At 59.8% G+C, this 26,340-nt stretch carries 30 protein-coding genes; 9 read left to right on the forward strand and 21 right to left on the reverse strand.

All coding sequences use genetic code 11. The features are described from left to right. Nucleotide 1 precedes the first annotated feature (1 nt). From zwf to ACRZ94_RS09175, 3 genes are all read right to left on the reverse strand, one after another. Nucleotides 2-1,447 (reverse strand): glucose-6-phosphate dehydrogenase, encoded by a 1,446-nt coding sequence (zwf, locus tag ACRZ94_RS09165; RefSeq protein WP_480652505.1) that lies wholly within the window; start codon nucleotides 1,445-1,447, stop codon nucleotides 2-4. Nucleotides 1,448-1,588: 141 nt separating this feature from the next. Further along, a complete protein-coding gene (gene ptsP, locus ACRZ94_RS09170) occupies nucleotides 1,589-3,832 on the reverse strand; it encodes a phosphoenolpyruvate--protein phosphotransferase (RefSeq protein ID WP_480652507.1) in 2,244 nt (747 codons plus the stop codon). A gap of 45 nt (nucleotides 3,833-3,877) precedes the next feature. Then, on the reverse strand, nucleotides 3,878-5,116 hold the full coding sequence (locus tag ACRZ94_RS09175) for an aspartate kinase (RefSeq protein ID WP_480652509.1): 1,239 nt from the start codon (nucleotides 5,114-5,116) through the stop codon (nucleotides 3,878-3,880). A 163-nt stretch (nucleotides 5,117-5,279) separates the two neighbouring features. On the opposite strand from ACRZ94_RS09175, the gene ACRZ94_RS09180 reads away from it, so the two are divergent. Then, complete coding sequence (locus ACRZ94_RS09180) at nucleotides 5,280-5,636, forward strand: hypothetical protein (protein WP_480652512.1); 357 nt, start codon at nucleotides 5,280-5,282, stop codon at nucleotides 5,634-5,636. Here ACRZ94_RS09180 and ACRZ94_RS09185 read toward each other — a convergent pair. The 5 genes from ACRZ94_RS09185 to ACRZ94_RS09205 form a co-directional block, all read right to left on the reverse strand. Beyond that, on the reverse strand, nucleotides 5,630-6,268 hold the full coding sequence (locus tag ACRZ94_RS09185) for an SDR family NAD(P)-dependent oxidoreductase (protein ID WP_480652514.1): 639 nt from the start codon (nucleotides 6,266-6,268) through the stop codon (nucleotides 5,630-5,632). The genes ACRZ94_RS09180 and ACRZ94_RS09185 overlap by 7 nt on opposite strands. 2 nt (nucleotides 6,269-6,270) lie before the next feature. Next, nucleotides 6,271-6,726, reverse strand: coding sequence for a DUF1178 family protein (locus ACRZ94_RS09190; protein ID WP_480652899.1), 456 nt, complete (start codon nucleotides 6,724-6,726; stop codon nucleotides 6,271-6,273). A 70-nt stretch (nucleotides 6,727-6,796) separates the two neighbouring features. Then, on the reverse strand, nucleotides 6,797-7,258 hold the full coding sequence (locus ACRZ94_RS09195; RefSeq protein WP_480652516.1) for an NUDIX hydrolase: 462 nt from the start codon (nucleotides 7,256-7,258) through the stop codon (nucleotides 6,797-6,799). A 121-nt stretch (nucleotides 7,259-7,379) separates the two neighbouring features. After that, the gene (locus tag ACRZ94_RS09200; RefSeq protein ID WP_480652518.1) at nucleotides 7,380-8,123 is read right to left on the reverse strand and encodes an EcsC family protein; all 744 of its coding nucleotides are present in this window, start codon (nucleotides 8,121-8,123) and stop codon (nucleotides 7,380-7,382) included. A 53-nt stretch (nucleotides 8,124-8,176) separates the two neighbouring features. Then, nucleotides 8,177-8,671, reverse strand: a complete 495-nt coding sequence (locus tag ACRZ94_RS09205; protein WP_480652520.1) for a GNAT family N-acetyltransferase — start codon at nucleotides 8,669-8,671, stop codon at nucleotides 8,177-8,179. Between the two features lie 72 nt (nucleotides 8,672-8,743). On the opposite strand from ACRZ94_RS09205, the gene ACRZ94_RS09210 reads away from it, so the two are divergent. Continuing rightward, on the forward strand, nucleotides 8,744-9,349 hold the full coding sequence (locus ACRZ94_RS09210; RefSeq protein WP_480652522.1) for a flavin reductase family protein: 606 nt from the start codon (nucleotides 8,744-8,746) through the stop codon (nucleotides 9,347-9,349). 135 nt (nucleotides 9,350-9,484) lie between these two features. Here the strand turns inward: ACRZ94_RS09210 and ACRZ94_RS09215 are convergent, their stop codons facing one another. Further along, nucleotides 9,485-11,119, reverse strand: coding sequence for a SulP family inorganic anion transporter (locus ACRZ94_RS09215; protein WP_480797181.1), 1,635 nt, complete (start codon nucleotides 11,117-11,119; stop codon nucleotides 9,485-9,487). Between the two features lie 167 nt (nucleotides 11,120-11,286). On the opposite strand from ACRZ94_RS09215, the gene ACRZ94_RS09220 reads away from it, so the two are divergent. Then, nucleotides 11,287-11,844, forward strand: a complete 558-nt coding sequence (locus tag ACRZ94_RS09220; protein WP_480797182.1) for a hypothetical protein — start codon at nucleotides 11,287-11,289, stop codon at nucleotides 11,842-11,844. A gap of 77 nt (nucleotides 11,845-11,921) precedes the next feature. After that, nucleotides 11,922-12,794, forward strand: a complete 873-nt coding sequence (locus ACRZ94_RS09225; RefSeq protein WP_480652528.1) for an S-methyl-5'-thioadenosine phosphorylase — start codon at nucleotides 11,922-11,924, stop codon at nucleotides 12,792-12,794. Between the two features lie 5 nt (nucleotides 12,795-12,799). Here ACRZ94_RS09225 and ACRZ94_RS09230 read toward each other — a convergent pair whose 3' ends face one another. After that, nucleotides 12,800-13,669, reverse strand: a complete 870-nt coding sequence (locus ACRZ94_RS09230) for an alpha/beta hydrolase (RefSeq protein ID WP_480652530.1) — start codon at nucleotides 13,667-13,669, stop codon at nucleotides 12,800-12,802. A 215-nt stretch (nucleotides 13,670-13,884) separates the two neighbouring features. Here ACRZ94_RS09230 and ACRZ94_RS09235 point away from each other — a divergent pair, with 215 nt between their 5' ends. Continuing rightward, on the forward strand, nucleotides 13,885-14,919 hold the full coding sequence (locus ACRZ94_RS09235) for a DUF418 domain-containing protein (RefSeq protein WP_480797183.1): 1,035 nt from the start codon (nucleotides 13,885-13,887) through the stop codon (nucleotides 14,917-14,919). Nucleotides 14,920-14,970: 51 nt separating this feature from the next. Next, a complete protein-coding gene (locus ACRZ94_RS09240; protein WP_480652534.1) occupies nucleotides 14,971-15,600 on the forward strand; it encodes a LysE family translocator in 630 nt (209 codons plus the stop codon). Between the two features lie 3 nt (nucleotides 15,601-15,603). Here the strand turns inward: ACRZ94_RS09240 and ACRZ94_RS09245 are convergent, their stop codons facing one another. Continuing rightward, entirely contained in the window at nucleotides 15,604-15,777 is a 174-nt protein-coding gene (locus ACRZ94_RS09245; protein WP_480652536.1) for a hypothetical protein, read from the reverse strand. A 106-nt stretch (nucleotides 15,778-15,883) separates the two neighbouring features. On the opposite strand from ACRZ94_RS09245, the gene ACRZ94_RS09250 reads away from it, so the two are divergent. The 3 genes from ACRZ94_RS09250 (at nucleotide 15,884) to ACRZ94_RS09260 (ending at nucleotide 17,288) form a co-directional block, all read left to right on the forward strand. Continuing rightward, a complete protein-coding gene (locus ACRZ94_RS09250; RefSeq protein WP_480652538.1) occupies nucleotides 15,884-16,018 on the forward strand; it encodes a hypothetical protein in 135 nt (44 codons plus the stop codon). 79 nt (nucleotides 16,019-16,097) lie between these two features. Continuing rightward, entirely contained in the window at nucleotides 16,098-16,637 is a 540-nt protein-coding gene (locus tag ACRZ94_RS09255; RefSeq protein WP_239336031.1) for an adenine phosphoribosyltransferase, read from the forward strand. A 168-nt stretch (nucleotides 16,638-16,805) separates the two neighbouring features. Beyond that, complete coding sequence (locus ACRZ94_RS09260) at nucleotides 16,806-17,288, forward strand: fasciclin domain-containing protein (protein ID WP_480652541.1); 483 nt, start codon at nucleotides 16,806-16,808, stop codon at nucleotides 17,286-17,288. Between the two features lie 39 nt (nucleotides 17,289-17,327). On the opposite strand, the gene ACRZ94_RS09265 is transcribed toward ACRZ94_RS09260, so the two are convergent. The 10 genes from ACRZ94_RS09265 to cyoE form a co-directional block, all read right to left on the reverse strand. Continuing rightward, nucleotides 17,328-18,734 carry an FAD-binding oxidoreductase gene (locus tag ACRZ94_RS09265; RefSeq protein ID WP_480797184.1) on the reverse strand — a complete coding sequence of 469 codons (1,407 nt, stop codon included), beginning with the start codon at nucleotides 18,732-18,734 and terminating at the stop codon, nucleotides 17,328-17,330. Nucleotides 18,735-18,772: 38 nt separating this feature from the next. Next, entirely contained in the window at nucleotides 18,773-19,591 is an 819-nt protein-coding gene (locus ACRZ94_RS09270) for an MBL fold metallo-hydrolase (protein WP_480797185.1), read from the reverse strand. A 103-nt stretch (nucleotides 19,592-19,694) separates the two neighbouring features. Beyond that, nucleotides 19,695-20,279 (reverse strand): GNAT family N-acetyltransferase, encoded by a 585-nt coding sequence (locus ACRZ94_RS09275; protein WP_480652547.1) that lies wholly within the window; start codon nucleotides 20,277-20,279, stop codon nucleotides 19,695-19,697. Beyond that, on the reverse strand, nucleotides 20,279-21,541 hold the full coding sequence (locus ACRZ94_RS09280) for a M16 family metallopeptidase (RefSeq protein WP_480652549.1): 1,263 nt from the start codon (nucleotides 21,539-21,541) through the stop codon (nucleotides 20,279-20,281). Before ACRZ94_RS09280 ends, ACRZ94_RS09275 begins: the two co-directional genes overlap by 1 nt. After that, the gene (gene thrC / locus ACRZ94_RS09285; RefSeq protein ID WP_480652551.1) at nucleotides 21,538-22,926 is read right to left on the reverse strand and encodes a threonine synthase; all 1,389 of its coding nucleotides are present in this window, start codon (nucleotides 22,924-22,926) and stop codon (nucleotides 21,538-21,540) included. Before thrC ends, ACRZ94_RS09280 begins: the two co-directional genes overlap by 4 nt. Continuing rightward, nucleotides 22,923-23,600, reverse strand: coding sequence for an SURF1 family protein (locus ACRZ94_RS09290; protein ID WP_480652553.1), 678 nt, complete (start codon nucleotides 23,598-23,600; stop codon nucleotides 22,923-22,925). Before ACRZ94_RS09290 ends, thrC begins: the two co-directional genes overlap by 4 nt. A gap of 153 nt (nucleotides 23,601-23,753) precedes the next feature. Further along, the gene (locus ACRZ94_RS09295; protein ID WP_480652555.1) at nucleotides 23,754-24,569 is read right to left on the reverse strand and encodes a cytochrome c oxidase subunit 3; all 816 of its coding nucleotides are present in this window, start codon (nucleotides 24,567-24,569) and stop codon (nucleotides 23,754-23,756) included. A 22-nt stretch (nucleotides 24,570-24,591) separates the two neighbouring features. After that, on the reverse strand, nucleotides 24,592-25,167 hold the full coding sequence (locus ACRZ94_RS09300; protein ID WP_480652557.1) for a cytochrome c oxidase assembly protein: 576 nt from the start codon (nucleotides 25,165-25,167) through the stop codon (nucleotides 24,592-24,594). Continuing rightward, complete coding sequence (locus ACRZ94_RS09305) at nucleotides 25,167-25,328, reverse strand: hypothetical protein (RefSeq protein WP_480652559.1); 162 nt, start codon at nucleotides 25,326-25,328, stop codon at nucleotides 25,167-25,169. The genes ACRZ94_RS09300 and ACRZ94_RS09305 overlap by 1 nt, the downstream gene beginning before the upstream one ends. Then, nucleotides 25,325-26,281 carry a heme o synthase gene (gene cyoE, locus ACRZ94_RS09310; RefSeq protein ID WP_480652561.1) on the reverse strand — a complete coding sequence of 319 codons (957 nt, stop codon included), beginning with the start codon at nucleotides 26,279-26,281 and terminating at the stop codon, nucleotides 25,325-25,327. Before cyoE ends, ACRZ94_RS09305 begins: the two co-directional genes overlap by 4 nt. Nucleotides 26,282-26,340 lie beyond the last annotated feature (59 nt).

A 26,340-nucleotide genomic window follows, 5' to 3' on the forward strand; every position in this document is an offset into this window, starting at 1 on the left:
ATTACCCTCCGATCTGACGCCAGCGACGCCCGTCGCGATGCATCAGCATCAATGCCTCTTCAGGGCCGGAACTGCCCTGATCGTATTTCGCAGGTTTGTCACCACGCTCTTCCCACCCTTGAATAATGGGATCGACCCAGGCCCAGGCGGCCTCGGCCTCATCCCCGCGCATGAACAGGGTCTGGTCGCCGCGAATGACATCCATGATCAGGCGCTCATAGGCGTCCGGCGATTTGGCCTCATCCCCCAGCGCGTCTGCAAAACTCATATCCAGGGCTACATCGGACAGGCGGAAACCACCCTGCCCCGGTTCCTTTATGGTGGTTCGCAGCGTGATGCCTTCGTCCGGTTGCAGGCGGATCACCAGCACGTTGCCGTGCAGCGGCCCCACGTTGGGGAAAATAGTATGGGGTGGATCGCGGAAAAACACCGCAATCTCGGATTCCCGCGCCCGAAGGCGTTTGCCCGTGCGCAGATAGAACGGCACCCCCGCCCAGCGCCAATTCCCGATATGGGCCTTAAGCGCGATATAGCTTTCCGTCCGGCTGGCGGGATTGCCAACGTGATCCAGATACCCATCGTCGCCTTTTTCGGCGCGGTACTGACCACGGGCGATATCCTTGGGTCCCACCGGTTCCAACGCTTCGATCACCTTGACCTTTTCATCGCGCACTGCGTTTGGCGCGAATTTCGAGGGCGGCTCCATCGCTGTCAGACACAGAAGCTGCACCAGATGGTTCTGGATCATGTCCCGCATCGCGCCGGATTGATCGTAATAGGCCCCGCGCCCTTCGACCCCCACGGTTTCAGCCACCGTGATCTGCACATGATCGATATGGGTTGCGTTCCAAAGCGGTTCGAACAGGGAATTGGCAAAGCGCAGGGCCATCAGGTTCTGCACGGTTTCTTTGCCCAGATAGTGATCGATCCGGTAAACCTGATGTTCCTCGAAGCAGGCGCGCAGACCTTGGTTGAGCGCCTTGGCCGAGGCCAGATCGTGGCCAAAGGGCTTTTCCACCACGATCCGGCTGTCTGGCGTGGCCATTCCGTGATCGTTCAGCCGCTGTGCGATGCCGGAAAACAAGCTGGGACCCACCGAAAGGTAAAAGGCCCGCACCACATCCGGGCGCAGGGCCTTGGCCAGATCGGCCCAGCCCCCATCGCCCATGGCATCCACCGGAATGTATTCGACCCGGGTCAGGAACTGATCCAACACGTCCTGTTTGAATTCGGGCGCAAAATCTTTCATCGAGGCGCGCAGCTGTGTGCGGAATGCCTCGCTGTCCATATCCGAGCGTGCCGTACCGATGATCCGGGCCTCTTCGGGCATCTGCCCGACCTCAAATCGATGATAGAGCCCCGGCAGGATCTTGCGCTGGGCCAGATCGCCAGTTGCGCCGAACAACACCAGGTCGAACGGGTTAACCGGAATTACGCGTGAAACCATCGACGGGCTCCTTCAAAGCTCGCTGACGTTTCATTCTGGTGTCGCCAGCCATGTTATCGCTAACATTCACGGTGGAAGTATTAAAAACCGGGGGAAAAATCAACACCGGATTTGAAATAAAATTCAAAGCCGCTGCTGTAATCACCCCTGATTGCGCAGCCAATCCATGACGGCCGGGCGCACCGATTGCTCTCCGCGGTGGCGCGCATCGGCGATGATCTTGCGCAGCGACTGCAGATCGGCCCGCAGCAGCACGCTTTTGACCGGACCGATCGAGGCCGGGCGCATCGACAAGGTCCGAATGCCCATGGCCGCCAGACACAGGGCTTCGACCGGACGGCCGGCATCCTCACCGCAGAAAGACAGCGGCGTGTTCGAGATATTGCAGCGTTCCACAATCCGCTCAATGAAGCTGAGGAAACTGACGTTCAGCGTGTCGTACCTGCGGCGCACCAGTTCGTTCTCGCGGTCAGCGGCAAAGAAGAACTGTTTCAGGTCATTGCCACCGATTGAGATGAAATCCACCTCATCAAAGAACTTTTGCGGTGAGAACCCCAGAGACGGGGTTTCCAGCATGGCCCCGACCTCAAGCGTCTCGGGCAGTACGTGGCCCAGACGTCTTTCGCGTTCGATGGTCTTGTTGACCTCCCAACGGGCTTCGCGGAATTCTTCGGCCTGGGCCACGAAGGGGAACATAATGGTCAACGGACGCCCGTTGGCCGCGCGCAAAAGCGCCTGCAATTGCATCCGCATCACGCCGCGCTTGTCCAGCCCAACCCGGATGGCACGCCAGCCCAGTGCCGGGTTGGGTTCTGCCACATGTTTCATATAAGGCAGCACCTTGTCCGACCCGATATCCAGGGTACGGAACACCACGCGCTTGTCCCCCGCCGCGTCCAGAACACGCTGATACTGCGTCACAAGCTCGGATCGTTTGGGCATCTGGTTGCGGATCAGGAATTGCAGTTCGGTGCGGAACAGCCCCACGCCTTCGGCGCCCGAGTTGTTCAGCGATGGCAAATCCGCCATCAGCCCGGCATTCATCACCAGATTGATCCGCTCGCCATCGCGCGTCACACAGGGCGTTTCGCGGATCGACGCATACCGCTCCTGCGCTTTGGCCTGCATGGCGATCTTGTCGCGAAACGCGCTGACCACGGTATCCTCGGGGCGCAGATGCACAACGCCCTGATCCCCGTCCACAAGAATATGATCGCCATTCAGCGCCTCGGCCGTGATCCGGCCCACATGAACGACCAAAGGAATGGCCAACGCCCGGGCCACAATGGTGGCGTGGCTCCCAACCGAGCCCTCTTCGAGCACGATGCCCTTCAGCGACCGGCCATATTCAAGCAGATCACCGGGACCGATGTTGCGGGCAACCAGGATCGGATCGGGCGGCAAATCGGCACTATTGGTGTTTCCCTGCCCGGTCAGAATACGCAACAGCCGGTTCGACAGATCATCCAGATCGGCCAGACGCTCACGCAGGTAGGGATCGGTCACCTCTTCCATCCGAACCCGCGCCTGAGACTGTTCTTTTTCCACCGCTGCTTCGGCGCTGAGGCCCCGGGCGATGTCCTCTTCCATCCGGCGCATCCAGCCCTTGGAATTGGCAAACATCCGATATGCTTCCAGCACCTGCAACTGCTCGGTGTCGCCGTCCTTGGAAATTTCCAGCATCTTGTCGACGCCGACGCGCAATTCCTCTACCGCCTCTGACAGACGCTCACGCTCGCGATGGGGATCATCGGCAATCGGGTTGGTGACGACCACGCGCGGTTCGTGCAGCCAGACATGCCCCTCGGCAGCGCCCTCTTGCGCGGGACCACCTGTCAGCTGAACCGATTGCTGATGGCGGGGCGACAAGGCTGCCCCTTCGCCCACAAACGCGCCCAGCTCGGTCATTTCGGCCAGCACCATGGCGACCACTTCCAGCGCGTATACCTCATCCGCCGAAAATTCGCGCGCATCGCGGGACTGAACGACAAGAACGCCCAGCTTTTCACCCAACCGCTGCACCGGCACCCCAAGGAATGAGGAAAACCGCTCTTCCCCGGTTTCCGGCATATAGCGGAAACCCTTGGCCGAGGGCGCATCGGGCGTATTCACAACCTTGCCGAATTTTGCAACGCGGCCCACCAGCCCTTCGCCCATGCGCATCCGGGTCTGGTGGACGGCTTCGGGCGCCAACCCTTCGGTGGCGCAAAGCTCCAGAGTTTCCTCATCACGGAACAGGTAGATCGAGCAGACCTCGGCCTGGATGCTGTCAGCAATCAGGCTGGTGATCCGGTCAAGACGTTCCTGACCGGCGGCTTCGCTCGCCATCTCTTCGCGCAGCCGCCCAAGCAGCTTGCGGGATTCTGTTTCGGTGCCGTCCGCCATGGCCCAACCACGTTAAGGTGTCAGGCTAAACCCTTGGCTGAAAGCTCAGGCCGCCTTGTCCAGTTCAAAGGCATCATGCAGTGCCTGAACCGCAAGTTCCATGTATTTCCTGTCCACAAGAACGGAAATTTTGATCTCAGAGGTTGTGATGACCTTGATGTTGATCCCCTCATCCGAGAGCACCTTGAACATTTTCGCCGCCACGCCGGATTGCGACCGCATCCCGATGCCCACGACCGAGACCTTGCAGACGTCTTCGTCAGCCACCAGCTCAGCATAGTTCAGCTCACCCGCGTCCTTGATCGCCGTCAGCGCCTTTTCGGCCCGCGCCACTTGATCGGTGGGACACGAGAAGGTCATGTCCGTGCGCCCTTCGTCCGAGATGTTCTGCACGATCATGTCCACGTTCACGCCCTCGTCGCTGAGCGCGGTAAAGATGATCGAGGCGATGCCGGGGCGGTCGGCCACGGATACAACGGTCATCTTGGCTTCGTCGCGGGAATAGGCCACACCGGCCACAACATTGGATTCCATGATATCCTCCTCGTCGCAGACCAGCGTACCGGCCTCGTCGGATTGTTCTTCGAAACTTGAGAGAACGCGCAGTTTCACCTTGTAGCGCATCGCCAGCTCGACCGAGCGGGTCTGCAGCACCTTGGCCCCCAGCGAGGCCAGTTCGAGCATTTCCTCGAACGAAATACGGTCAAGCTTGCGTGCCTTTTCACAGATGCGCGGGTCGGTGGTATAGACGCCATCCACATCCGTATAAATGTCACAGCGTTCCGCATCGAACGCAGCGGCAAAGGCTACAGCTGTTGTATCGGAACCGCCCCGGCCCAGGGTGGTGATGCGGCCTTCGGGGCTGATGCCCTGGAAACCCGCGACCACGGCGACTTTCATGCCCTCACCAAACTTCTGGTTCAGGTTGTCGGTTGGGATTTCCTCGATCCGGGCCTGACTGTGGGCACTGGTGGTCATCAGCGGCACTTGCCAGCCCTGCCAGCTGCGCGCCGGGATATCCATTTCCTGCAGCGTCAGCGCCATCAGCCCTGCGGTCACATTCTCGCCCGACGAAACCACGGCGTCATATTCGCGCGCATCGAACAGCGGCGAGGTCTCGTTTACCCAACCGACCAACTCGTTGGTCTTGCCCGACATGGCCGAGACGATGACGATGACGTCGTATCCCTTGGCCACCTCAACGCCGATGCGTTTGGCCGCGCGGCGGATGCGGTCAAGATTGGCAACTGACGTGCCACCGAATTTCATAACGAGTAAGGGCATGGGGGTGGTCTCTCCGCGCCTTGGAATTCAGGTCCCGAGCGTCTTATGCGAGGGGGGACGCAAGGGCAAGAGCCCAAAACCGATCAGACGGCTTCACAGGACCGCTTTACATCCGGCACATTGGCTGTCAGCCTTAGGTGACGAATTTTCCAAGAGGTTTTCCATGTCCCGCCTTGCCATCGCATTTGCCTTACTGTCTTCACCCGCCTTTGCGCAGGTGGCGACTTTGACCGGGACCGACGGAACAAATGCCCTTGGCACGGTCCCTTGCGCCGCGAACTCCGGTGACACCCTGAAAAGTTGCCATGCTGAGCTGCGCCATCACGAAGACGGCACCACGACGCTGGCGGTCGGGCTGGGCGCAGGCGAAGTGCGCAGCATTTATTTCAACGACGGCGTTCCGACCTCAAGCAGTTCGGCGTCCAAGCTGACCTATGAGACGCGCGGTGACCTGATGGTGGTCTTCATAGATCCGGGCGAAGTCTATGAAATTCCCAAAGAGGCCCTGATCCGTCAATAGGCGTGCGGGCGGCCGTCCCAGGTTTCAAAGCAACCTGTATTGTCCAGTGACAAAGCATCGAACCGCTCTATCAGGCCGTCCGCGGCCTGATCTGTTGTGATCTCGGCCCCGGGCCCACCCATTTCCGTTTGCACCCAGCCGGGGTGATAAATCCCCACGGCGATCCCATCCGCGCGCAGATCGGTTGCCAGATTGCGCCCCAGGTTCAACGCCGCAGCCTTTGAGGCGCGGTAGATGTAACTGCCGCCCGGCGCGCGGGTGTGCGATGCCATTTGCGAGGACAGGATAACCAACCTTCCACGCGCGGCCCGAAGGTTGGGCAACAAAGCCTGTACCGTCAAGAACACACCCGTGACATTGGTTGCAAAACTCTGGGCCCACATCTCAGGCGGATAGCCATCCATGCCCTGCCCTTTGTCCAGATAGACACCTGCATTGCAGATCAGCAAATCCACAGGCTGCCCCTGCATATGCTCTGCCAGCGAGGCTTGCTGTTCGGGATCAGTCACATCCAGAACCACCTGCGCACTGCCATCGCGCGCCGTGCCCGTCAGCCTGTCCCCACGCGAAAGGTATCGCCCGGCCAGGGTTTTCCCGATACCCCGTCCTGCGCCCGTGATCACAACATGCATCGTCAGTTTGTCTTTCGGCTGGGGATGAACGGCAGCGGCGCAACCGGCACGCCATCATCAATCAGCGCTTTGGCGTCTTCCGGCTTGGCCTCGCCATAGATGGCCCGTTCTGGTGCATCGCCCAAATGGATCTTGCGCGCCTCACTGGCAAAATCCTTGCCGACATAATCCGAGTTTTCCTCGACCTTGCGGCGCAGTTCCGCCAGCACCTGCTCAACATCCGGCGGTGCGGTAGCTACATCTATCGTGCCCGCCTCGGGCATGGGGGCAGATGGTTTCGCCACCGCGTTGCGGGCCGGACGCACACGGGGCGTCATGATTGCCTTTTCGACACGCGAGCACCCGCAAACCGCGCATGTCACCATGCCAGCGGATGCAAGTTTGTCGTAAGCGGCGGCCGATTGAAACCAACTGTCAAATGTATGGCCGTTACTGCATTTCAAGGCGTATTGAATCATGGTCCGTCCAATGTCGGTTGCCGAATAGATACCGACGGACATGGCAAGATCAAGCCCTTCCGAGGGCATCTCAGTGATTGATCCGCCCAAGCTTTCGTAACAATTGCGCCAATTCATCCGATTTGACCTTTGAGGCGGCCTTTTCCGGCGAAAACCACTTTCTGTCGCGTTGATGCTGTTCGGGGAACTGAGCTGAGACCGTCTGAACCTGCAAAGGAAAGACATCCACGGCGCATATCACAGGGCCTTTCTTGCTGCGGTTCTTCTGATACCAGAACCGACCTGCTGCCTGCCCCAGGCATACCCCACGCACGCCAGCCTCTTCCCACGCCTCCTGACAGGCGGTCTGGGCCGGTGACAGACCGTCGATCAACCATCCCTTGGGAATGATCCAGCGGCGGGATTTTCGCGTTGTGATCAACAGGACCTTGGGGGCGCCCCGCTCAATACGGTAACACAGCGCCGCCGCCTGCCGCCGCATCCGCAGTTGGCCGGTGTTCGGAAAGATAAAGGGTGCAAGATTTGCGTCCAAAACGCTGGTGCCCCATCCCAATGGAAACTTTGCCTGTTGCCCTGTGTTTTGTGCTTATGTGCCGGGCGTCGAAGCTGTGGATACCATATATAGGGTCGTCCTCCAACCCCTTGGCGGGCTGCTAGATCCGAGTTGCCAATTTGCGGACCAGAACGTCATGCGAGATATCGGCATCAATGGCCAGACGCCGCAGGCCAAAATGAACACGCGCGATCTGTTGATAATAGCGGGTGTAAACATAGTTGGTTCCACCCCCAGCTATTGCGCCCAGAACAGGTATGGATTGCGCCGCCAGTTTCTGGCCAAGGACCACAGACAAACGCGGTGCCACCGCCGCGATCAGCTTTTGCATGGCCGGTCCTGTCAATGTCAGCCTGACGGAGTAAAAGCCAAGATCGGCCCCATCATCGTCAGCCAGTGGCCCGGCAGCCGACAAAACGCGCACGCAATCGAATTTCACGCCCTCTTCGGACGGATCGAACCCTTCACGCGCGGCGGCCCCCTGGATGGCGCGCAGCAGCATCGCGGTGGTTGCGGGCAGTTCCATCAGCGCCGTTGTCACGCCGCCCATTCCGCCAGCAGCACCCATGGCGGTGGTCACGGCGGTATTGATCCATGGATGCTGATCGGGCACCGCACGGCGAGACCCTTCGGCCGCGTGCATCGCCAGCCACAAGGCCTGCTCTGTCGCGCCTGTAAGGCCCTGCCTGATGGGTTCCGGCAATTGTCCCAAAAGGTTTTCTGCCGACCCTCCTAGGCTGTTCAACAGTTTGACGCCCGGCCCACCGGCAGTGCGATAGTACCCGGCCAGCCTGTCCAACTCGGCGTCTGCGTCCAGTTTCTCAACAAGAACCACGTCCTGCATATGTGCCCTCCTGCCCATAAGACATCGGGGTTTAGAGGCAACGTTTCAATAGGTCAGCGGCTCCAGCGGGTCACTGGGCCACGAACGCCGCCCCATGTACCGGGTGCCAATTCCACCCCCAGTACCCGGTCCGGATTGGTCGGGGGGGGCATCTCGACCCCACTGAGGTGTGAGAAGCCGAACCGGGTGTAATAAGGCGCGTCCCCCACCAACATGACACGTTCCCAACCCAATGCGCGACCGGCTTGTAGGCCCTCATGGATCAGGAACCCGCCCAACCCTTCGCCCTGATGGGTGGGGTGCACGGCCACTGGCCCCAGCAAAAGTGCATCGTAATCGCCCACATGCACCGGCCAGAACCGAATGGCCCCAGCCAAAATACCCTGCCCATCCCGCGCAACCAACGACAATCCGGAAACCGGGGGTACATCGTTGCGCAAACGGTAAGATGACAGCGCCTCGCGTCCGGGCGCAAAACACAGGTCATAGAGGGCCTCGACCTCCCACCAATCGTCCGGCTCTTCCGGCCTGATTCCGAACTGCTGCACCTCGGCCCTCTTTTCCTTGCTGGCATTCGCCCTAGCACTTCGGTACGCCTTGGGCAAACGCTTGGAGTTCAGATGTTCTACCGCCCCGAAGACGGCCACGGTCTGCCGCACAATCCGTTCAACGCCATCATCACACCGCGCCCGATCGGCTGGATCTCCAGCCGCAGCGCAGATGGGGTCAATAATCTCGCGCCATATTCGTTTTTCAACGGAGTGGCTTACACGCCGCCACAGGTCATGTTTGCCTCAACCGGCGCAAAGCCGGATCAGGACGGCACCAAAGACAGCCTTGCGAATATTGAGGCCACCGGAGTGTTCTGCGTCAACGTTGTCGCCAATGCCCATCGGGACGCAATGAACGCCAGTTCGGCGGGCCTGTCGAAACATCACGACGAGTTCGAACATGCCGGTCTGACGCCGCTCGAATGCGAAACCATCCCATGCGCTCGGGTCAAAGGCGCTCCGGCTGCGCTGGAATGCAAACTGACAAAGATTGTGGACCTGCCGGGTGAGGCGAACAGGGTCGTCTTTGGTGAGGTTGTCGGCATCCACTTGCGCGACGATTGTCTGAAAGACGGCATGTTCGACGTGACCAGCTTTCAACCCCTGGCCCGCCTTGGCTACCGGGACTACTCGGTTGTCACCGAGCTATTCTCGCTGAGCCGCCCTGACGATTAAACACAGCAAAGGGGGCTCTGCCCCCGCCGCCCTTTGGGCGCCTCCCCCGGGATATTTATAGACAGATGAAGTTCCGGATCCCCTGCTTCATCTGTCCAAAAATATCCCGGAGCGCGAGGCAGAGCCTCGCTTGAATCAATGGCCGCCCAGAATGCCGGTTCGGACAGAGTAATCCACGGCGATTTCGTAATCCGGGTCATCATCGCTGTCGACCATCAGGTGTCCGGCCTTGTTCAGCAAGCGATGGCAATCACGGCTGAGATGGCGCAGCATCACACGTTTGCCTGCAGCTTCATACTTGGCGGCGATGTTCTCAATGGCCTGCAGCGCAGACTGATCGACAACGCGGCTTTCGTTGAAGTCGACGATGACAGTTTCCGGATCGTTCGCGACGTCGAACAACTCCACGAACCCTTCGGTTGAGCCAAAGAACAGCGGGCCTTGGATTTCATAGACCTTTGCGCCTTTTTCCGTCTCGGACTCACGGGTGACTGCGTGAATACGCTTGGCGTTGTTCCACGCATAGGCCAGAGCTGAGACGATGACGCCGACAACCACGGCAACCGCGAGGTCCTCCATCACGGTAACAACGGTCACCAGCACGATGACGAACGCGTCGGTCAGCGGCACTTTGCGCATGATCTTGAACGAGTTCCAGGCAAAGGTGCCGATCACCACCATGAACATCACGCCAACCAGCGCGGCCAGGGGGATTTGTTCGATCAGCGGTGAGGCGAACAGGATGAACACCAGCAGGAATACCGCCGCCGCGATCCCCGCGATCCGGGTGCGTCCACCGGACTTCACGTTGATCATCGACTGACCGATCATGGCACAGCCCCCCATACCGCCGAAAAAGCCGGTGGCCACGTTTGCCAAGCCTTGCGCGATACATTCCTGCGAGGCGCCGCCGCGTTTGCCGGTGATCTCACCCACAAGGTTCAGGGTCAGCAGGGATTCGATCAGGCCAATTGCGGCCAGAATGACCGCGTATGGCAGAATGATCTCAAAGGTTTCCCAGTTCAGCGGGACCATCGGGATGTGGAACGGCGGCAAGCCGCCCTCGATCGAGGCCAGATCACCCACGCGCGGCACGTCCAGACCAAACCCGATGACAAGTGCTGCCACGACCACGATCCCGGCCAGCGGGGCGGGAATGATCCGGGTGACACGCGGCATGAACCAGATCACCGCCATGGTCAGCGCGACCAGACCCAGCATTGTGTAAAGCTGCAGACCTGACAGCCACTCACCGCCACCAACGCCGTGGCCGGTATTCTCCATCGTGCCGGGCACTTTGAACTGACCCAGCTGGGCCAGGAAAATCACAATCGCCAGACCATTTACAAAGCCCAGCATCACCGGGTGCGGCACCAGGCGGATAAATCGGCCCCAATGCATGGCCCCGGCAATGACCTGAAGGATGCCCATCAAGACCACAGTGGCAAACAGGTACTCGACGCCATGCTCGGCCACCAGCGCCACCATCACCACGGCCAGCGCACCCGTGGCACCTGAAATCATCCCCGGACGTCCGCCAATCACCGCCGTGATCAGACCCACCATGAAGGCCGCATAAAGACCGACCAGCGGGTGCACGCCGGCGACAAAGGCAAAGGCCACTGCTTCGGGGACCAGCGCCAGCGCCACAGTCAGGCCCGACAACAGCTCGATCCGCAGGCGCGAGACCGTCAGCCCCTCATCCGGAACCCAACGCAGATCGGGTTTGGCAATTCGTGAGGCAAAGCTTGCCAGCATAGCTCGGGGCATAGAACGGTCCTGTCGGTCTGATGGGTTCGCGCGAAAGGGGTCTTCTACCCGGCATTGCCCCCCTGAGCCACCGCAGCAGGCGGGAGGCTGCCATGCGTCAGACGCATACCGGCTATCTCGCAAAGTCGTGAGTTGCGCAGGCTCTACCGGATGCGCACAAGTAAAGCATGCGATGGTTGATCCTTTTGTTTCTGACGCCGCTGGCCGCACTGGCGCAGGATTTGCAAGGGAATGACACCGCCAGCAACTGGCGCGTGACCCACTATCAAGCGTTTGGCATCTGGAACTCGATCTGTGATGAGCGCGAAGAATTCGGCGCGTTGAAACAACGCTGCTACATCCGACGGGCCGAGGTGTTCTCGCTACGGCCGAAATTCGGGGCTCAGTTCGTTTTCATTACCCCTGCCCCCGATGGTGTTGCGATTGAATTCGGGATGGAGCCGGGCACGCTGTTTCAACCGTCGGGATTTCGGATCGATGGGGCCGATGGCACCATCTGGCGCACCCGCCGCCCCGGTTGCCTGACCGGGCTAAGCTGTACCTTCGAAGGCAGCCGGGCCGATGAGATCGTCGAGGCCATGCTGCAGGGCGACGCCTATCGCTTTGTTTTCCGGGACCGGCATGGACAATCGCAGGATCTGACCTGGGCGTTGCAGGGGTTCAACGAGGCTTGGCAGGATTTTCAGGATCAGGCACGGGCGCGGGATCTTTTCCAGTCGGATTAAGCGGTCGCGCCCCCTTGCCAAACCGCAGATCGCGGCGCACAAATCTCTGACCAGCCACCAGAAATCGGAGACGTCCCGTGACCCAGACCAGAATTGCCATCATCGGCGGATCAGGCATCTATGACATTGACGGGCTGGAGAATTCGGAATGGGTCACCGTGGAAACGCCGTGGGGCCGACCCTCGGACCAGATTCTGACCGGATCACTGGGCGGCGTCGACATGGCCTTTCTGCCCCGCCACGGGCGCGGGCACGTGCATTCCCCGACCGAGGTTCCCTATCGCGCCAATATCGATGCGCTCAAGCGGTTGGGGGTCACGGATGTGATCTCGGTCTCTGCCTGCGGTTCGTTCCGCGAACATATGGCACCGGGCGATTTCGTAATCGTCGACCAGTTCATCGACCGGACCTTTGCGCGCGAGAAAAGCTTTTTCGGCACCGGCTGCGTGGCCCATGTCAGCGTGGCGCATCCCACCTGCCCGCGCCTGTCAGACGCGTGCGAGGCTGCGGGCAAAGCCGCAGGTGTCACCATACATCGCGGCGGCACATATCTGGCGATGGAGGGGCCACAATTCTCGACCCTCGCGGAATCGAAAATGTATCGCGAACAATGGGGCTGCGACGTGATTGGCATGACCAACATGCCCGAGGCGAAACTCGCCCGTGAGGCAGAGCTTTGCTATGCCTCAATCGCGATGGTCACCGATTATGACAGCTGGCATCCCGATCACGGAGAGGTCGACGTAAGTGCCATCATCGCCACCCTCACAGGCAATGCCGAGAAAGGCCGCGCGCTGGTCAAAGGTCTGCCCGCCCTGTTGGGCCCTGACCGCGCGCCCTGCCAACATGGCTGCGATCGGGCCTTGGAGTACGCGATCCTGACCGCGCCGGAAAAACGCGACCCGGCACTGCTGGCCAAGCTGGATGCGGTTGCGGGCCGGGTTTTGTGACCCGGCTATTGCGTCAGCGTGCTGTGCACCTGATCCCACAACCCATGCGTCCATAGATCGTTGTGGGTTCCGCCCTGCGCGACGTAAAGCTGGGCGTTCTCACCCGCCTTTGCCGCCAGCGCCTGACCGTGGTGCAGCGGAACCACTTGATCCTCGGTGCCGTGGAAGATCAGGATGGGCACGGTAATCGAGTCAATCACATCGCGCGTGGCAAACTGGTCCCTCATCAGGGTTGAGACGGGCAGAAACGGATAGCGCTCTGAGGCCACATCGACAGTGGCGGTAAACGGGGCTTCAAGAACCAATAGCTGCGCGTTCGGGCGTTCCTGAGCGACGGCGGCTGCAATACCGGTGCCCAGGCTCTGACCATGCAGGACGACATCCGCGCCTTCGCCGTCCAGACGGTCGAACAACGCGATCCCATCCGAGATCAACGCCAGTTCTGACGGCTCGCCCTGACTACCGGGAAAGCCGCGATAGCTGGGCGCCAGCAGGCCATAGCCGCTGTTGAGTATTTCACGTATCCGATCCGCGCGATCCCCCAGATTGCCGCTTTGGCCGTGAAAGAACAGAACGGTTGGCGCGCCTTCGGTCGCGGCGGGCGCAGACCACGCCGTCAGGACAACCCCATCCGACATCGGGATCGAGATCACCTCAACATCGGCCAGCCCAACTGCCGTAGGGTCCGGCAGCGCGCCGGACGGTTTATACAGCAGATTGTCCTGATTGACGTACATGTACCCCAGGATGCCCGCGTAAAACACCGCACCGATCAGGATCAACAGGACAAGCACACGTCGCGTGCGCCCGGATTTTGGCTCGGGCTTGTTCATTTGTTCGAATACCTTGGAATAATCGGGATGCGACTGCGTCACACGTGCCTCCAATCCTGTGAATTTATCTCAGTTTGGGCGCTTTGGGCTGCGATTCAAGCAAGATGAATCGCTCTTCACTCAATCTTTAACTTCTGTTTGCAGCAACGCCCGAGGCGGTGAGTCCCCGCCTCTCGGATTATTTACTCAAAACCAAACATCGAACCGTATTTGCGCCACAAATCTGGGGCATCACGCCGCAAAGACAAAGGACCGAGATGAAACGTTTGCACGCATTGGACGCCGCGCGGTATTTGGCATTCTGCGGAATGGTGCTGGTGAACTTCCGCATCGCCGCACAGGTTGCGCCGGGGCATGACTGGGCGTCGGGGCATGACTGGGCGTCGGTTCTGGTGGACGCGTTAGAAGGACGGGCGGCGGCGCTGTTCGTGATCCTAGCGGGCATTGGCATAGGTTTGTCCAATATCCAAGCCGGGATTTTGCTGCGCCGCGCGGCATTTCTGTTTGTGCTTGGCCTGATCAACATGTCCGTTTTCGACGCCGACATCCTGCATTTCTATGCGCTCTATTTCGTCATTGGGGCCGCCTTTCTGACAGCCCCCACGCGCGGGCTGTGGCTGGGCGCGCTGGGGATTGTCGTGTTGTCCGTTCTGGCAAACCTAGTCTTTGACTATGACCGGGGGTGGGATTGGGCCACCCTGACCTATACCGACCTGTGGACCTTGCCCGGGTTTCTGCGCAATGCCCTTTTCAACGGCTGGCACCCGGTCCTGCCCTGGGCCGCCTTCCTGCTGATTGGCATGGCCATCGGCCGGTCCGAGCTGCACACGATCTGCATTCAGCACCGGTTGATCATGTGGGGGTACGGTGCGGCGGTTCTGGCCCTGTTCCCCGCAATGCTGGTCGCGAACCCTGAACTGGCGGCCTATTTGGGCACCGAGTCCATCCCACCGGGGCCGTTCTATATTCTGGCCGGAACCGGATCGTCCTGCGTGGTGATCGGTCTGCTGCTGAAACTATGGCCCAAAATTGCGAACCTGCGCATTGGTCCGATCCTGACGGCACCGGGGCGTCAAAGCCTGACGCTCTATATGGCGCATATCCTGATCGGGATGGGCGTGCTTGAGGAAATGGGTCTGCTGGATGGCACGCTCAGCGCGCCGCAGATTGTTGGATATGCCCTGCTGTTCTGCGCCTTGTCCTCGGGGTTTGCCCTGCTGTGGGCGCGGCGGTTCAAACGCGGCCCGCTTGAGGCCGCAATGCGCCGCGTGACCGAGCCGGGAAAGGCTTGACCTGAGGCGCGCGCCAAGGCTTGGTGGGCAGATCGCAACACAGGATCGCACATGTCCCTTGATCTTTGGCTAACCTTCGTGGTCGCATCCACCGCCCTGCTTCTTGTCCCCGGCCCCACCGTTCTGCTGGTTCTCAGCTATGCCTTGTCCAAAGGCCGCAGTGTTGCGGTTGCATCCGCCACAGGGGTCGCAGCGGGGGATCTGGTGGCCATGACAGCCTCGCTTTTGGGGCTTGGTGCGTTGGTGCTGGCCTCGGCCACGCTGTTTTCAGTGCTGAAATGGGCGGGCGCGGCCTATCTGATCTGGTTGGGCATCAAATTGCTGCGCAGCGCGCCGTCGGGCGGGTTGCAAACCGTCGAGACCGGGCGCAACGTCACCGCCCGAGGCGTGTTTGGCCACGCCGCAGCCGTCACCGCCCTGAACCCCAAATCCATCGCGTTCTTTATCGCCTTTGTGCCGCAATTCCTGCGCCCTGCGGAACCGCTGGGGCCGCAATTTGTGATCCTGATCGCAACCTTCGTCGGCCTCGCCTGGCTGAACGCGCTGGCCTATGCACTTTTGGCGGACAAGCTGCGTCGCATGATCGGACGCCCCAATGTCATCACGAACCTGACCCGGTTCGGAGGGTTGAGCCTGATCGGTATGGGCATCGCAACGGCCGTGCTGCGCCGCCCGGCCTAAAGATCAGTCCTCGGCGTTTTCTTTCATGAAACTGCGGATAAAGCGACGAATTTCGCGCGCGGCGGATGTGTCCAGCTCTTTGCACAGCTCGACAAAAGCGTCGCGCTCATCCTTGTCCAGACGCAGGACCAACTGACTGTTTTTCTTGGTGGAACCCTTGCCGTCTTTCTTTGCCACGTTGTTTTTCCTCTTCGAACACTTGATTCCGCCAGCTATTCATTGTATATACATAGCATAGAAATTGTAGGTATCGAGCACCTAACAATAAAAAAGGAATATGGCAATGAACCTTCATACTGCTCAGGCATTTCTTTTGCGAGACCAGCGCAATTGGCGCAAACCCCACCTGTCGTGGTTGCCCGCCGCGCTGTACCGCTACAAGAGCCTGCCGAACGCGATTACGGGCCGTCACAAATAAGGCTGACCAATCAATCCTTGCATGACTGACCCCAATGGGCCAAACAGCCCAGCGTATTTTGACGCCAGAGGGGCCAGCCATGTCCAGAAACAAATCGGTCAAGGATTACATCCGCACCATCGTTGATTTCCCGCACGAAGGGATCATGTTTCGGGACGTCACAACCCTGTTTGCCGACCCGCGCGGGTTTCGCATGGCGATCGACCAGATGCTGCACCCCTATGCGGGCGAACGGATCGACAAGGTTGTCGGGCTTGAGGCGCGCGGCTTTATTCTGGGCGGGGCCATCGCCCATCAGTTGAGCGTTGGCTTTGTTCCCATCCGCAAAAAGGGCAAGCTGCCCGGCACCACCATCAGCCAGGATTACAAACTGGAATATGGCGAGGCGATCGTCGAAATCCACGACGACGCCATTCAACCCGGCGAGAAAATTCTGGTGGTCGATGACCTGCTGGCAACCGGCGGCACCGCTGCCGCCGGGATCAAGCTGATCGAACGTCTGGGCGGCGAGATCGTGTCATGTTCTTTCATCATCGACCTGCCTGAGCTGGGTGGGCGAAAGGTGCTGGAAGATATGGGCATGGACGTGCAAGTTCTGTGCGAATTCGAGGGGCTCTGAGCTCCATTCAGTCACAAAAATGTGAGTGGAAATCTCAGGTGGCGCTGACTTAGCGCCACTCGGCCTGCGGTCAAGTAGATTTCATAGACGTATTCAGTGATCTTGTTGCGTGGATACGGCGTACCCCCGGTGATGTCATTTGAGACATTCCAACAAGGGAACTCTATCATGTTTCGCAAATTTGCTTTCGCCGGTGTGGCTGGTCTGATCCTGAGCACCTCTGCCTATGCCGACGGTCACTCCAAAGATATCGTCGACACCGCCGTGGGCGCGGGCAGCTTTGAAACCCTGGTCGCGGCTGTTCAGGCAGCTGAGCTGGTCGATACCCTGAAGGGCGAAGGCCCCTTCACCGTATTCGCCCCCACAGACGAGGCCTTTGCTGCCCTGCCGGAAGGCACGGTTGAGACGCTGCTGAAGCCCGAGAACAAGGACCAATTGGTCGCCGTTCTGACCTACCACGTGGTGCCGGGCAAAGTGATGTCGGGTGATCTGTCGGACGATATGACAGCCGCCACTGTTCAGGGCGGAGACATAACTATCGATCTGGACAACGGCGTTATGGTGAATGACGCAAATGTCGTTCAGGCCGATATTGAAACGTCGAACGGTGTGATCCACGTGATCGACAAGGTCATCCTGCCGGGTTCGTAAACCCTCTGGCGCGGCTGGGTTCGACCCGGGCCGCGCCCTCTATCGCAGAACCGCGCCGGGGTTCATAATTCCCAGCGGATCAAGCGCCGTCTTGATGGCGCGCATGGCCGTCAATTTGGTCCCATCCCCATATTTCTCAAGATCACCGGTTTTCAGCCGTCCGACGCCATGCTCTGCGCTGACAGATCCGCCAAAGGCGTGCACCAAATCATGCACCACCTCTTTGACGGCCTGCCGCTGGTTATCAAATTCAGATCGGTCACGGCCTGTCGGAGGGAAAACGTTATAGTGTAGATTGCCGTCCCCCAAATGCCCGAAACAGTTGATGCGGAACGGCCCCAGTGCCCCGATCACATCGGCACCTTTCACAATGAATGCGGGAATCTCTGTAATCGGAACAGAAATGTCGTGGCTGGACACCGATCCGATCAGCCGGTTCGCCTCGGGTATGTTTTCGCGCACGGCCCAAAGCTCGGCCCGCTGCGCCTCGTTCTGCGCGATGACGGCGTCCCCCACCAGACCATCCGCCGCCGCATAGAGCGCTTCCAGCGCCTCGGACGGCGCCTGCCCCGCGAACAATCCCAGTTCGATCAACACGCACCATTCCGGCTGCGCGGCAAAAGGCTGACGTACCTCCGGCAGGACTTCGGTCAGGAATTGCAGCCCCTGCCTGTGGATCAGTTCGAACGTACTGACCGCGTCGCCCAACTGATCCCGCGCCAGCGCCAGCAGATCAATCGCTGCCTCGGGCGAGGCGACCTGGATCATCGCGGTCCCAACCTCTGCTGGACGGGGAAACAGCTTCAACGACGCAGCCGTAACGATCCCCAGCGTCCCCTCAGCCCCGATCAACAGGTTGCGCAGGTCATAGCCGGTGTTATCCTTGCGCAACCGGCTGAGCCCATGCCAAATCTCACCACTGGGCAGCACCGCCTCAAGCCCCAGACACAGATCGCGCGCATTACCATAGCGCAAAACGTTGACGCCCCCGGCATTGGTGGCAAGATTGCCGCCAATCCGACACGACCCTTGGGCAGCCAACGCCAACGGGAACAGCCGATCCGCCGCGTCCGCCGCATCCTGCACATCGGCCAGAATGGCGCCGGCTTCGGCAATCAGGATGTTTTCGGTTGGATACACTGCCCGGATCGCGCTCATGCGCTCCATTGAGATCAACAGCGGCGCAGGTCCCTCGGACATCACCTGCCCGCCTACCAATCCGGTACCACCGCCATAGGGCAAAACTGGCACCCGCGCTGATGCGGCCAGCCGAACCAGCGCAGACACGTCCTGGACCGAGCGTGGCAGGGCCAGCAGGCCCACCTGCCCGGCAAAGCGACGACGCGGCTCTTCCAGATAGCGCTCTGTCACAGGACGCAAAATATCGTCACCCAGTTGAGAGCGGATCAGATCGGCAAGGGCTTCATCGGCGGAATTCAGTGTCATACCCATTCCTTGCCCAAGCTGCCGGGCCGCGACAAGCCCTATTCCAGATCAATCAGATAGCGCGGCTCAAGAACCACCACCGTGGGCCTGTCGGGCAACGTACGCAGCGATACAGTCAACTCGGATACTCCATTCCGCTCAACCGGAAACTCATCCCTGATATCGACCAGAAACCGATCCAGCGAAAAGCCCGAAAACCAGTGCATCGGAATAATGACCGAGCTTTTGAGCCGTTTCAGCACCTCGATCATATCGGGCAACGGCATGGTCGTGCCCCCATCCACCGCCGCCATCACCACATCAAGACGCCCCAGCGCAGCGAATTGCTCATCTGAGGGCACATGGTGCAGGTGGCCCAGATGGCCGATGCACAACCCTTCGATCTCAAACACAAAGATCGAATTCCCGCGCTCTTCGACCCCGCCATAGACCGACCGGATATCGGTCGAGACATTGCGCACCAGCATTTCACCCAGATCCAGATGATGCTCGATCCCCTGCCCGAACTCGCCCCAGCCTGGCAAAACATGAGGAATGGCCGGATCAGGATGTGCAGTCCAATGGGTGCTGTGGGCGTGGTTCATGGTCACCACATCCGGGATCAGATCCGCGCCGCCGATAAACCCGGTGAAATCCGTCACCGCATTCAATCCGCCCTGCGTCTGGATCAGGAAGGACGCATGGGCAACGTAACTGATCCGCACCGAGAACTCGGGCACCGGATCATTCCAGGCCGCTTTGTGCAGATACTCAATCCCGGGCGCTGCATCCGCGATGGCAATACAATGGCTCGGCCGCCGCTCCTGCGCCGCAGCCCCGCCCGAAATCATCATCAATGCCGCAACCAACCAGCGCATGACCTGATATTAGCGCAGACGCGGGCCAAGTCATGCCCCTAGTTCATCTGGCCTTAAATATCCCGGGGTTTGGGGCAGAGCCCCGATGACCCGCAGGGTCACACTACCCCGCGTCGGTCTTACCGCGCCGGTCAGACCGCAGACACGCATACAGAACATGCGTCCGCCACCGCCCGTTGATCTGCAAATAGGATTGCGCCACGCCCTCATATTTGAACGCCGACCGCTCCAACAACCCGCGTGAGGGCGTGTTTTCGGGCAAACACGCGGCCTCGATCCGGCTCAGGTCCAGACGGGTGAAGGCATGATGCACAACAGCGCCAATCGCCTCGCGCATATAGCCGTTGCGGGCATAGGCCTGACCGGTCCAATAGCCCAGCGTCCCGGCCTGTGCCGGACCGCGCCGGATATTGTCCAGGGTGATCGCCCCCACCAGCACATCATCCTCGCGCCGGAACAGGAACAACGGGATCGCCGTGCCGCTCGCCACGGATCGCTGCGCCCAATAGACACGGTTGGTGAAAGACTTGCGGCTTAAGTGATCCTTGGCCCAGATCGGCTCCCACGGGGTCAGAAACTCTTTCGAGGCCCGCCGCAGCGCCGCCCAGTCGTTGAAATCGGAATGAACGGGCGGGCGCAGGCTGAGGCGCGCTGTTTCAAGTTTCAGCTTGCGTCGGCCCAAAAGCATCACGCCGCGCGCCTCTCCTGTAGTGTCGCCAATGTGGGCGCACCCGAGACCGGACCATAAAGCGCCAGCGCCGCCGGGGCCTGCACCGCCATCGTCTCGGCAAAGGCGCGCACGTCCTTTGTGCTGACTGCATCGATCTTGGCGACCGTGTCCTCAAGCGAGGGCACCCTGCCCCAAATCTGCACCAGCCGCGCCAGCCGTTCCGCCCGGTTCGACGGACTTTCCAGCCCCATCAGCATCCCGGCCTTCATCTGCGCGCGGGCGCGGGCGACCTCTTCAGGGCCCATATCCTCAGCAGCACGCTTCATCTCATCGATGGTAATCGCGGCCAATTCGCCCACCTGATCCGCCGACGTTCCGGCGTAGATCGTCGTCGTTCCGGTATCCGCATAGGCTCCGGTCTGCGCAAAGATCGTATAGCAGAGCCCGCGCGTCTCGCGCACTTCCTGAAACAGGCGCGAAGACATACCGCCGCCCAAAGCGGTGGAATAGATCTGAGCCGTATAGATCGCATCGTCGCGATAGCCCGGGCTTTCCAGCGCCAGCGCGAAATGGGCCTGTTCGAGGTCCTTCTCCTGCCGCGCTTCACCGCCGGTGAATTTCGCGGCTTCGGCAATCAAACCTTTGCGCGGTTGCAGATGACCAAACATCTCTTCGGCCATTTTCATCAGCGCATCATGATCCACGGCCCCCGCCGCCGACAGGATCATCTGCTCGGGCCCATAGTGCTCAGCCACGAAACCCGACAGGTCTTCGCGCGAAAACGCGCTGACCCGCTCAGACGGTCCCAGAATGGTGCGGCCCAGGGGCTGGTCGTGATAGCTCTGCTCTTGCAGCCAGTCAAAGATCACGTCGTCGGGCGTGTCATAGGCCTGACCGATTTCCTGCAGGATCACGCCACGCTCAACTTCGATCTCGCGCGGGTCGAAAATCGGGTTCAGAACGATGTCGCCGATGACATCCATCGCCAACGCCACGTCGTCTTTCAAAACGCGCGCGTAATAGGCCGTCACCTCGCGCGATGTGTAGGCGTTGATATACCCGCCCACATCCTCAATCGCTTCGGCGATTTGCAGCGCGGATCGCCGCTCGGTTCCCTTGAACGCCATGTGTTCAAGAAAATGCGCGATGCCGTTCTGTTCGATCCGCTCGTTCCGCGCACCCGCGGTCACCCAGATGCCGATGGCCGCAGATTGCAGCCCCGGTATGTTCTCACTGACGATCCGAAATCCGTTCTTCAGCTGGTCTTGTCTGACAGTCACTCGGCGATATGCCCTTTGATATGATCCTCAAGGGCGCCCAGATCATTGGCAATCCGTGTCACCCGTTCCGGACGTTCATACAGATCAGACATGCGGGATGGAAGAGGCGGATGTTCCCCGCTCGCCTTCTCAACCGCCGCCGGGAATTTCGCCGGATGCGCAGTGGCCAACGTGATCATCGGCACGTCTGCGGCACGATGGTCTTCGCCCACCTTGATACCGATAGCAGTGTGCGGGCAGACCAGTTCCGCACTGTGGGCCAGCGTGTGTTTGATCGTCTCCAGCGTTTCATCCTCGGACACCCGGCCCGAGTCAAAGCTTTCGCGCAGGGCTTCCATCGCGCCTTGGCTCACGTTGAATCCGCCTGTCTTCAGCTCATCCATCAACTGCGCGACGGCGCTGCCATCCTCGCCATAGGCATAGTACAGCGCACGCTCAAAGTTCGAGCTGACCTGAATATCCATCGACGGGCTGATCGACGGGATTGTATCGCCCTTGAAGTACCCCTCGCCCGAGAGGCAACGATGCAGAATGTCGTTTTGGTTGGTCGCGACAACCAGACGGTCGATGGGCAAACCCATACGCTTGGCCAGATAGCCCGCGAAGATATCGCCAAAGTTGCCGGTCGGCACGGTAAAGCTGACCTTGCGATGCGGTGCACCAGCACTAACAGCCGCCGAGAAATAGTACACGATCTGCGCCAGCACCCGTGCGAAGTTGATCGAGTTCACTCCGGCCAGTTTCACCCCGTCACGAAAATCGAAATCGTTGAACATATCCTTCAGCGCGGCCTGACAATCGTCAAAATCGCCATCCACAGCGAGCGAGTGCACATTGCTGTCGGCCGGCGTGGTCATCTGGCGGCGCTGCACCTCGGACACACGGCCATGGGGGAACAGAATGAACACATCCACCGCGTCCAGTCCTCGGAATGCTTCGATTGCGGCCGAACCTGTATCCCCACTGGTCGCGCCCACGATGGTTACGCGATCCCCACGCCGTTTCAGGGCCACCTGAAACAACTGGCCAATCAGCTGCATTGCAAAGTCCTTGAATGCCAATGTCGGACCGTGGAACAACTCCAGCAAGAAGTGGTTCTCGTTCAACTGCTTCAATGGCGCACGGGCGTCGTGGCCGAACCCTGCATAGGCGCGGGCAATGATATCCTTGAACTCATCTTCGGTGAATGAACCGCTGACATAGGGCCACATCACGCGGAATGCGATCTCTTCATAGGACAGACCGGCCAGCGCGGCGATCTCATCATGGCTCATCACCGGGATCTCGGCGGGCAGGTACAAGCCGCCGTCGCGGGCAAGGCCCGTCAGCATCGCCTCTTCAAAGGTCAGTTCAGGCGCTTGGCCACGGGTCGAGATGTATTTCATTGCTCTTCACTCTGTGCAGGGGCGCGGTTGCGCCACAGGAAATAACCGGTCATTGCGGCCCAGACCAGAGCCAGACCAAACCATGTGATTGCGTATTGCAGATGATCGTTGGGAATGCCCGCCGTATCGACGGGCAATGGCGTAATGCCAGTGTCGGTTTGCGAACGCGCGATTAACAAGACAGGCTCTGTCCCCAGCGCGGCAGCCAGATTGGGCACATCGCGTGCAAACCAGATGTTCGCGTCGATATCCGCCTCGGGGGTGTAGCTGTCGATCTCATCCGGCCAGTGCAGATTTCCCGTGACCTCCATCGGGCCAATCAAGCGATCCGTTTGCTTTGCGGTGGTCGGCACAAATCCCCGATCCACCAGAATGGTCCGGTCATCAGTGCTAAACGCTTGAATGATCCGATACCCTGCCCCAACCTGTTTGACAGAAACCAGCACATGGATCTCCCCCGGCTCCATGTCGCCCGAGATCGTGACGGGCAGATACTTGTCTGCCTCCTCGGATGGGGTCTGCGGCAAGCTCACGGGGTCTGCGGTGATACGGGCGTCGATCTCGGCAAGAATACCTTCTTTCCAGGCCAGCCGCTGCACCTGCCAGACGCCCAGTGACAGCAGCACGCCCAAACCGGCGAGCCCAAAGATCAGCAGGAACAGAATGCGACGCATAGTCTGGTGAAACCTTGTTGCAGAAACCGGCGTCTTGTTAAGGGCGGAGCGGTCGAGAATGCAACCACGCAATTGTATCGGGCGCAATCTTGCGCCCAAATAGAGAAAAAGCCGCCCCAAGGGCGGCTTTTGCATTTGGATCCTCTGACCGGCTCAGAACAGCGGGGCCTGACCCCAGATGTAGACCGCGAAGAACAGGAACAGCCAGACCACGTCCACAAAGTGCCAGTACCAGGCGGCCGCTTCAAAACCGACATGCTTCTCGGGCGTAAAGTCCCCGCGTAAGGCCCGGATCAGGCAGACAGTCAGAAAGATCGTCCCGATGATCACGTGGGCACCATGGAAACCCGTCGCCATGAAGAAGTTCGAATAGAACTGGTCGCCACCGAATTCCCAGCCTTCATGCGCCAGCAGCTCATAATATTCATAGGCCTGCAGCGCAGTGAAGAGGATACCCAGAACGATACCGATGGCCAGACCATTGATCAGCGCTTTGCGGTCATTGTCATGCACCAGCGCGTGGTGCGCCCAGGTGATCGCACAACCCGACAGCAACAGGACCAGAGTGTTGATCAGCGGCAGGTGAAACGGGTCAACCGCGTGAATGTCAGGCTGAATGTACTCGGTACCTGCATAGTCGTACATCGGATACATGCGATGTTTGAAGAACGACCAGAACCAGGCAAAGAAGAACATCACCTCGGACATCACGAACAGGATAAAGCCATAGCGCAACCCGATGCGGACAACCGGCGTGTGATCCCCGGCGCGGCTTTCGGCCACCACGTCCGACCACCAGGCGAACATGCAGTACAGGACGCCAACAAGGCCCCCCCAGAACATAAACGATGTTACGCCGTGCATCCAAAGGACGGCGCCGAACAGCATCACAAAACCGGCCACTGCGCTGAACAATGGCCAGACCGATGGTGGCAGAATGTGATAATCGTGGTTTTTAGCGTGTGCCATCTGCGTCCCTCACCTAAAGGCGTTAGTTCGTGTTTGTATCAGCCTGCGCATCCAAGGCGGCATAGCCCTCGGGCAGGTCAATTTCGTAGAATGTATACGACAGAGTGATCGTATGAACATATTTCGCTTCCAGATCGTCAACCATTTCCGGGTCGACGAAGAATGAAACCGGCATCTGAACCCGTTCGCCGGGTTCAAGCACCTGCTCTTCAAAACAGAAACAGGCGATTTTCTGGAAGTATCCGCCCGCCGAATAGGGCGCGACATTATAAGACGCCTGCCCCGCGATCGGCCGGTCTGTGGGATTATACGCCTCATAGAAGGCCAGACCGGTCTCACCAATGCGCACTTCCATCTCGCGCTCGACCGGTTTGAACTCCCAGGCCATATCCTTGGCTTTGGAGGCGTCAAAGCGCACGGTCACGGTACGGTCCAGAATATCCTCAGGCGCTGCTTCGGCCACGCCGGTGGTGCCGCCAAAGCCCGTGACTCGGCAGAACCAGTCGTAAAACGGCACCGCCGCCCACGCGAGGCTGCCCATAAGAACAACCACACCCACGGTTTGCGCAACTGTCTTCTGCGGACCGGACAAAGCCATCAGTTTTGCACCTCCTGCACGGGTTGTCCCAGGCTCGTGCCCGAAACCTTTACAATCGTCAGGCCGAAAATGATCACGATAAAGGCGGCCAGTGTCAGGCCGACCCCAAGGTTGCGGCTAAAGCGACGCTCGTGCAACTCGTGGCTCTTGCGCAGGCTCATGACCAGCCTCCCAGCCCGTAAGGCTTCAACAAGGCTTCAACCAGAATCGCACCGAAATGCAGGAAGAGGTACAACAGCGACAATTTGAAAAAGCTGCGTTCAACCTTGAAATTGTCCGCCTCGGAATCGTCTTCGGTCCGGCGGGAAATCTGCCAAGCACCGCGCAGGAACAGGGCGTTCATCACCACGGCAACGGTCAGATAGACCGGGCCGCCAATGCCCGAAAATGCGGTGCCAACGGCCAGAAGCGCCAGCAGACCGGTATAGATCAGGATATGCCAGCGGGTTGCGCGACGCCCATGGGTCACGGTCAGCATCGGCACGCCCGCATCGTCGTAGTCCGAGCGCATGAACAGCGCCAGCGCCCAGAAATGCGGCGGCGTCCACATGAAGGTCAGGGCGAACATCAGCCATGGCTCAATCGACATAGATCCGGTTGCAGCCACCCATCCGATGACCGGAGGAAATGCCCCTGCCGCACCGCCGATCACGATGTTCTGCGGCGTCGACCGCTTGAGCCACATCGTATAGATCACGACGTAGAAAAAGATGGTAAAGCCCAGAAAAGCCCCGGCAAACCAGTTGGTCGCCAAGCCAAGCATGATCACCGACAGACCCGACAGCGCCAGCCCAAGCGAAAGCGCCTCGCCTTCCTGTACCTTGCCGGCTGGAATCGGACGGTTCTTGGTGCGTTTCATAACGCGGTCGATATCCGCATCCCACCACATGTTCAGGGCACCAGACGCCCCTCCGCCGATGGCGATGAACAGGATGGCGCAAAAGCCCACAACAGGATGCACCGGCACCGGTGCAGCCAGCAGGCCCACCAGCGCGGTGAACACGACCAATGACATCACCCGAGGCTTCAGCAGGGCGAAATAATCGCCAAAGCTGGCCTCGTCCGCGCGGGCCTGCGCAGAAACGGTGCTGGCGTTGATGCTTGCGTCGCTCATGTCGGGTCCTTTTGGGGCGAAAGCTGCGCGAAACCCGCGCAGCTAGCATGTTTGGAATT

It is taken from the genome of Ruegeria sp. CH10 (assembly GCF_056537125.1).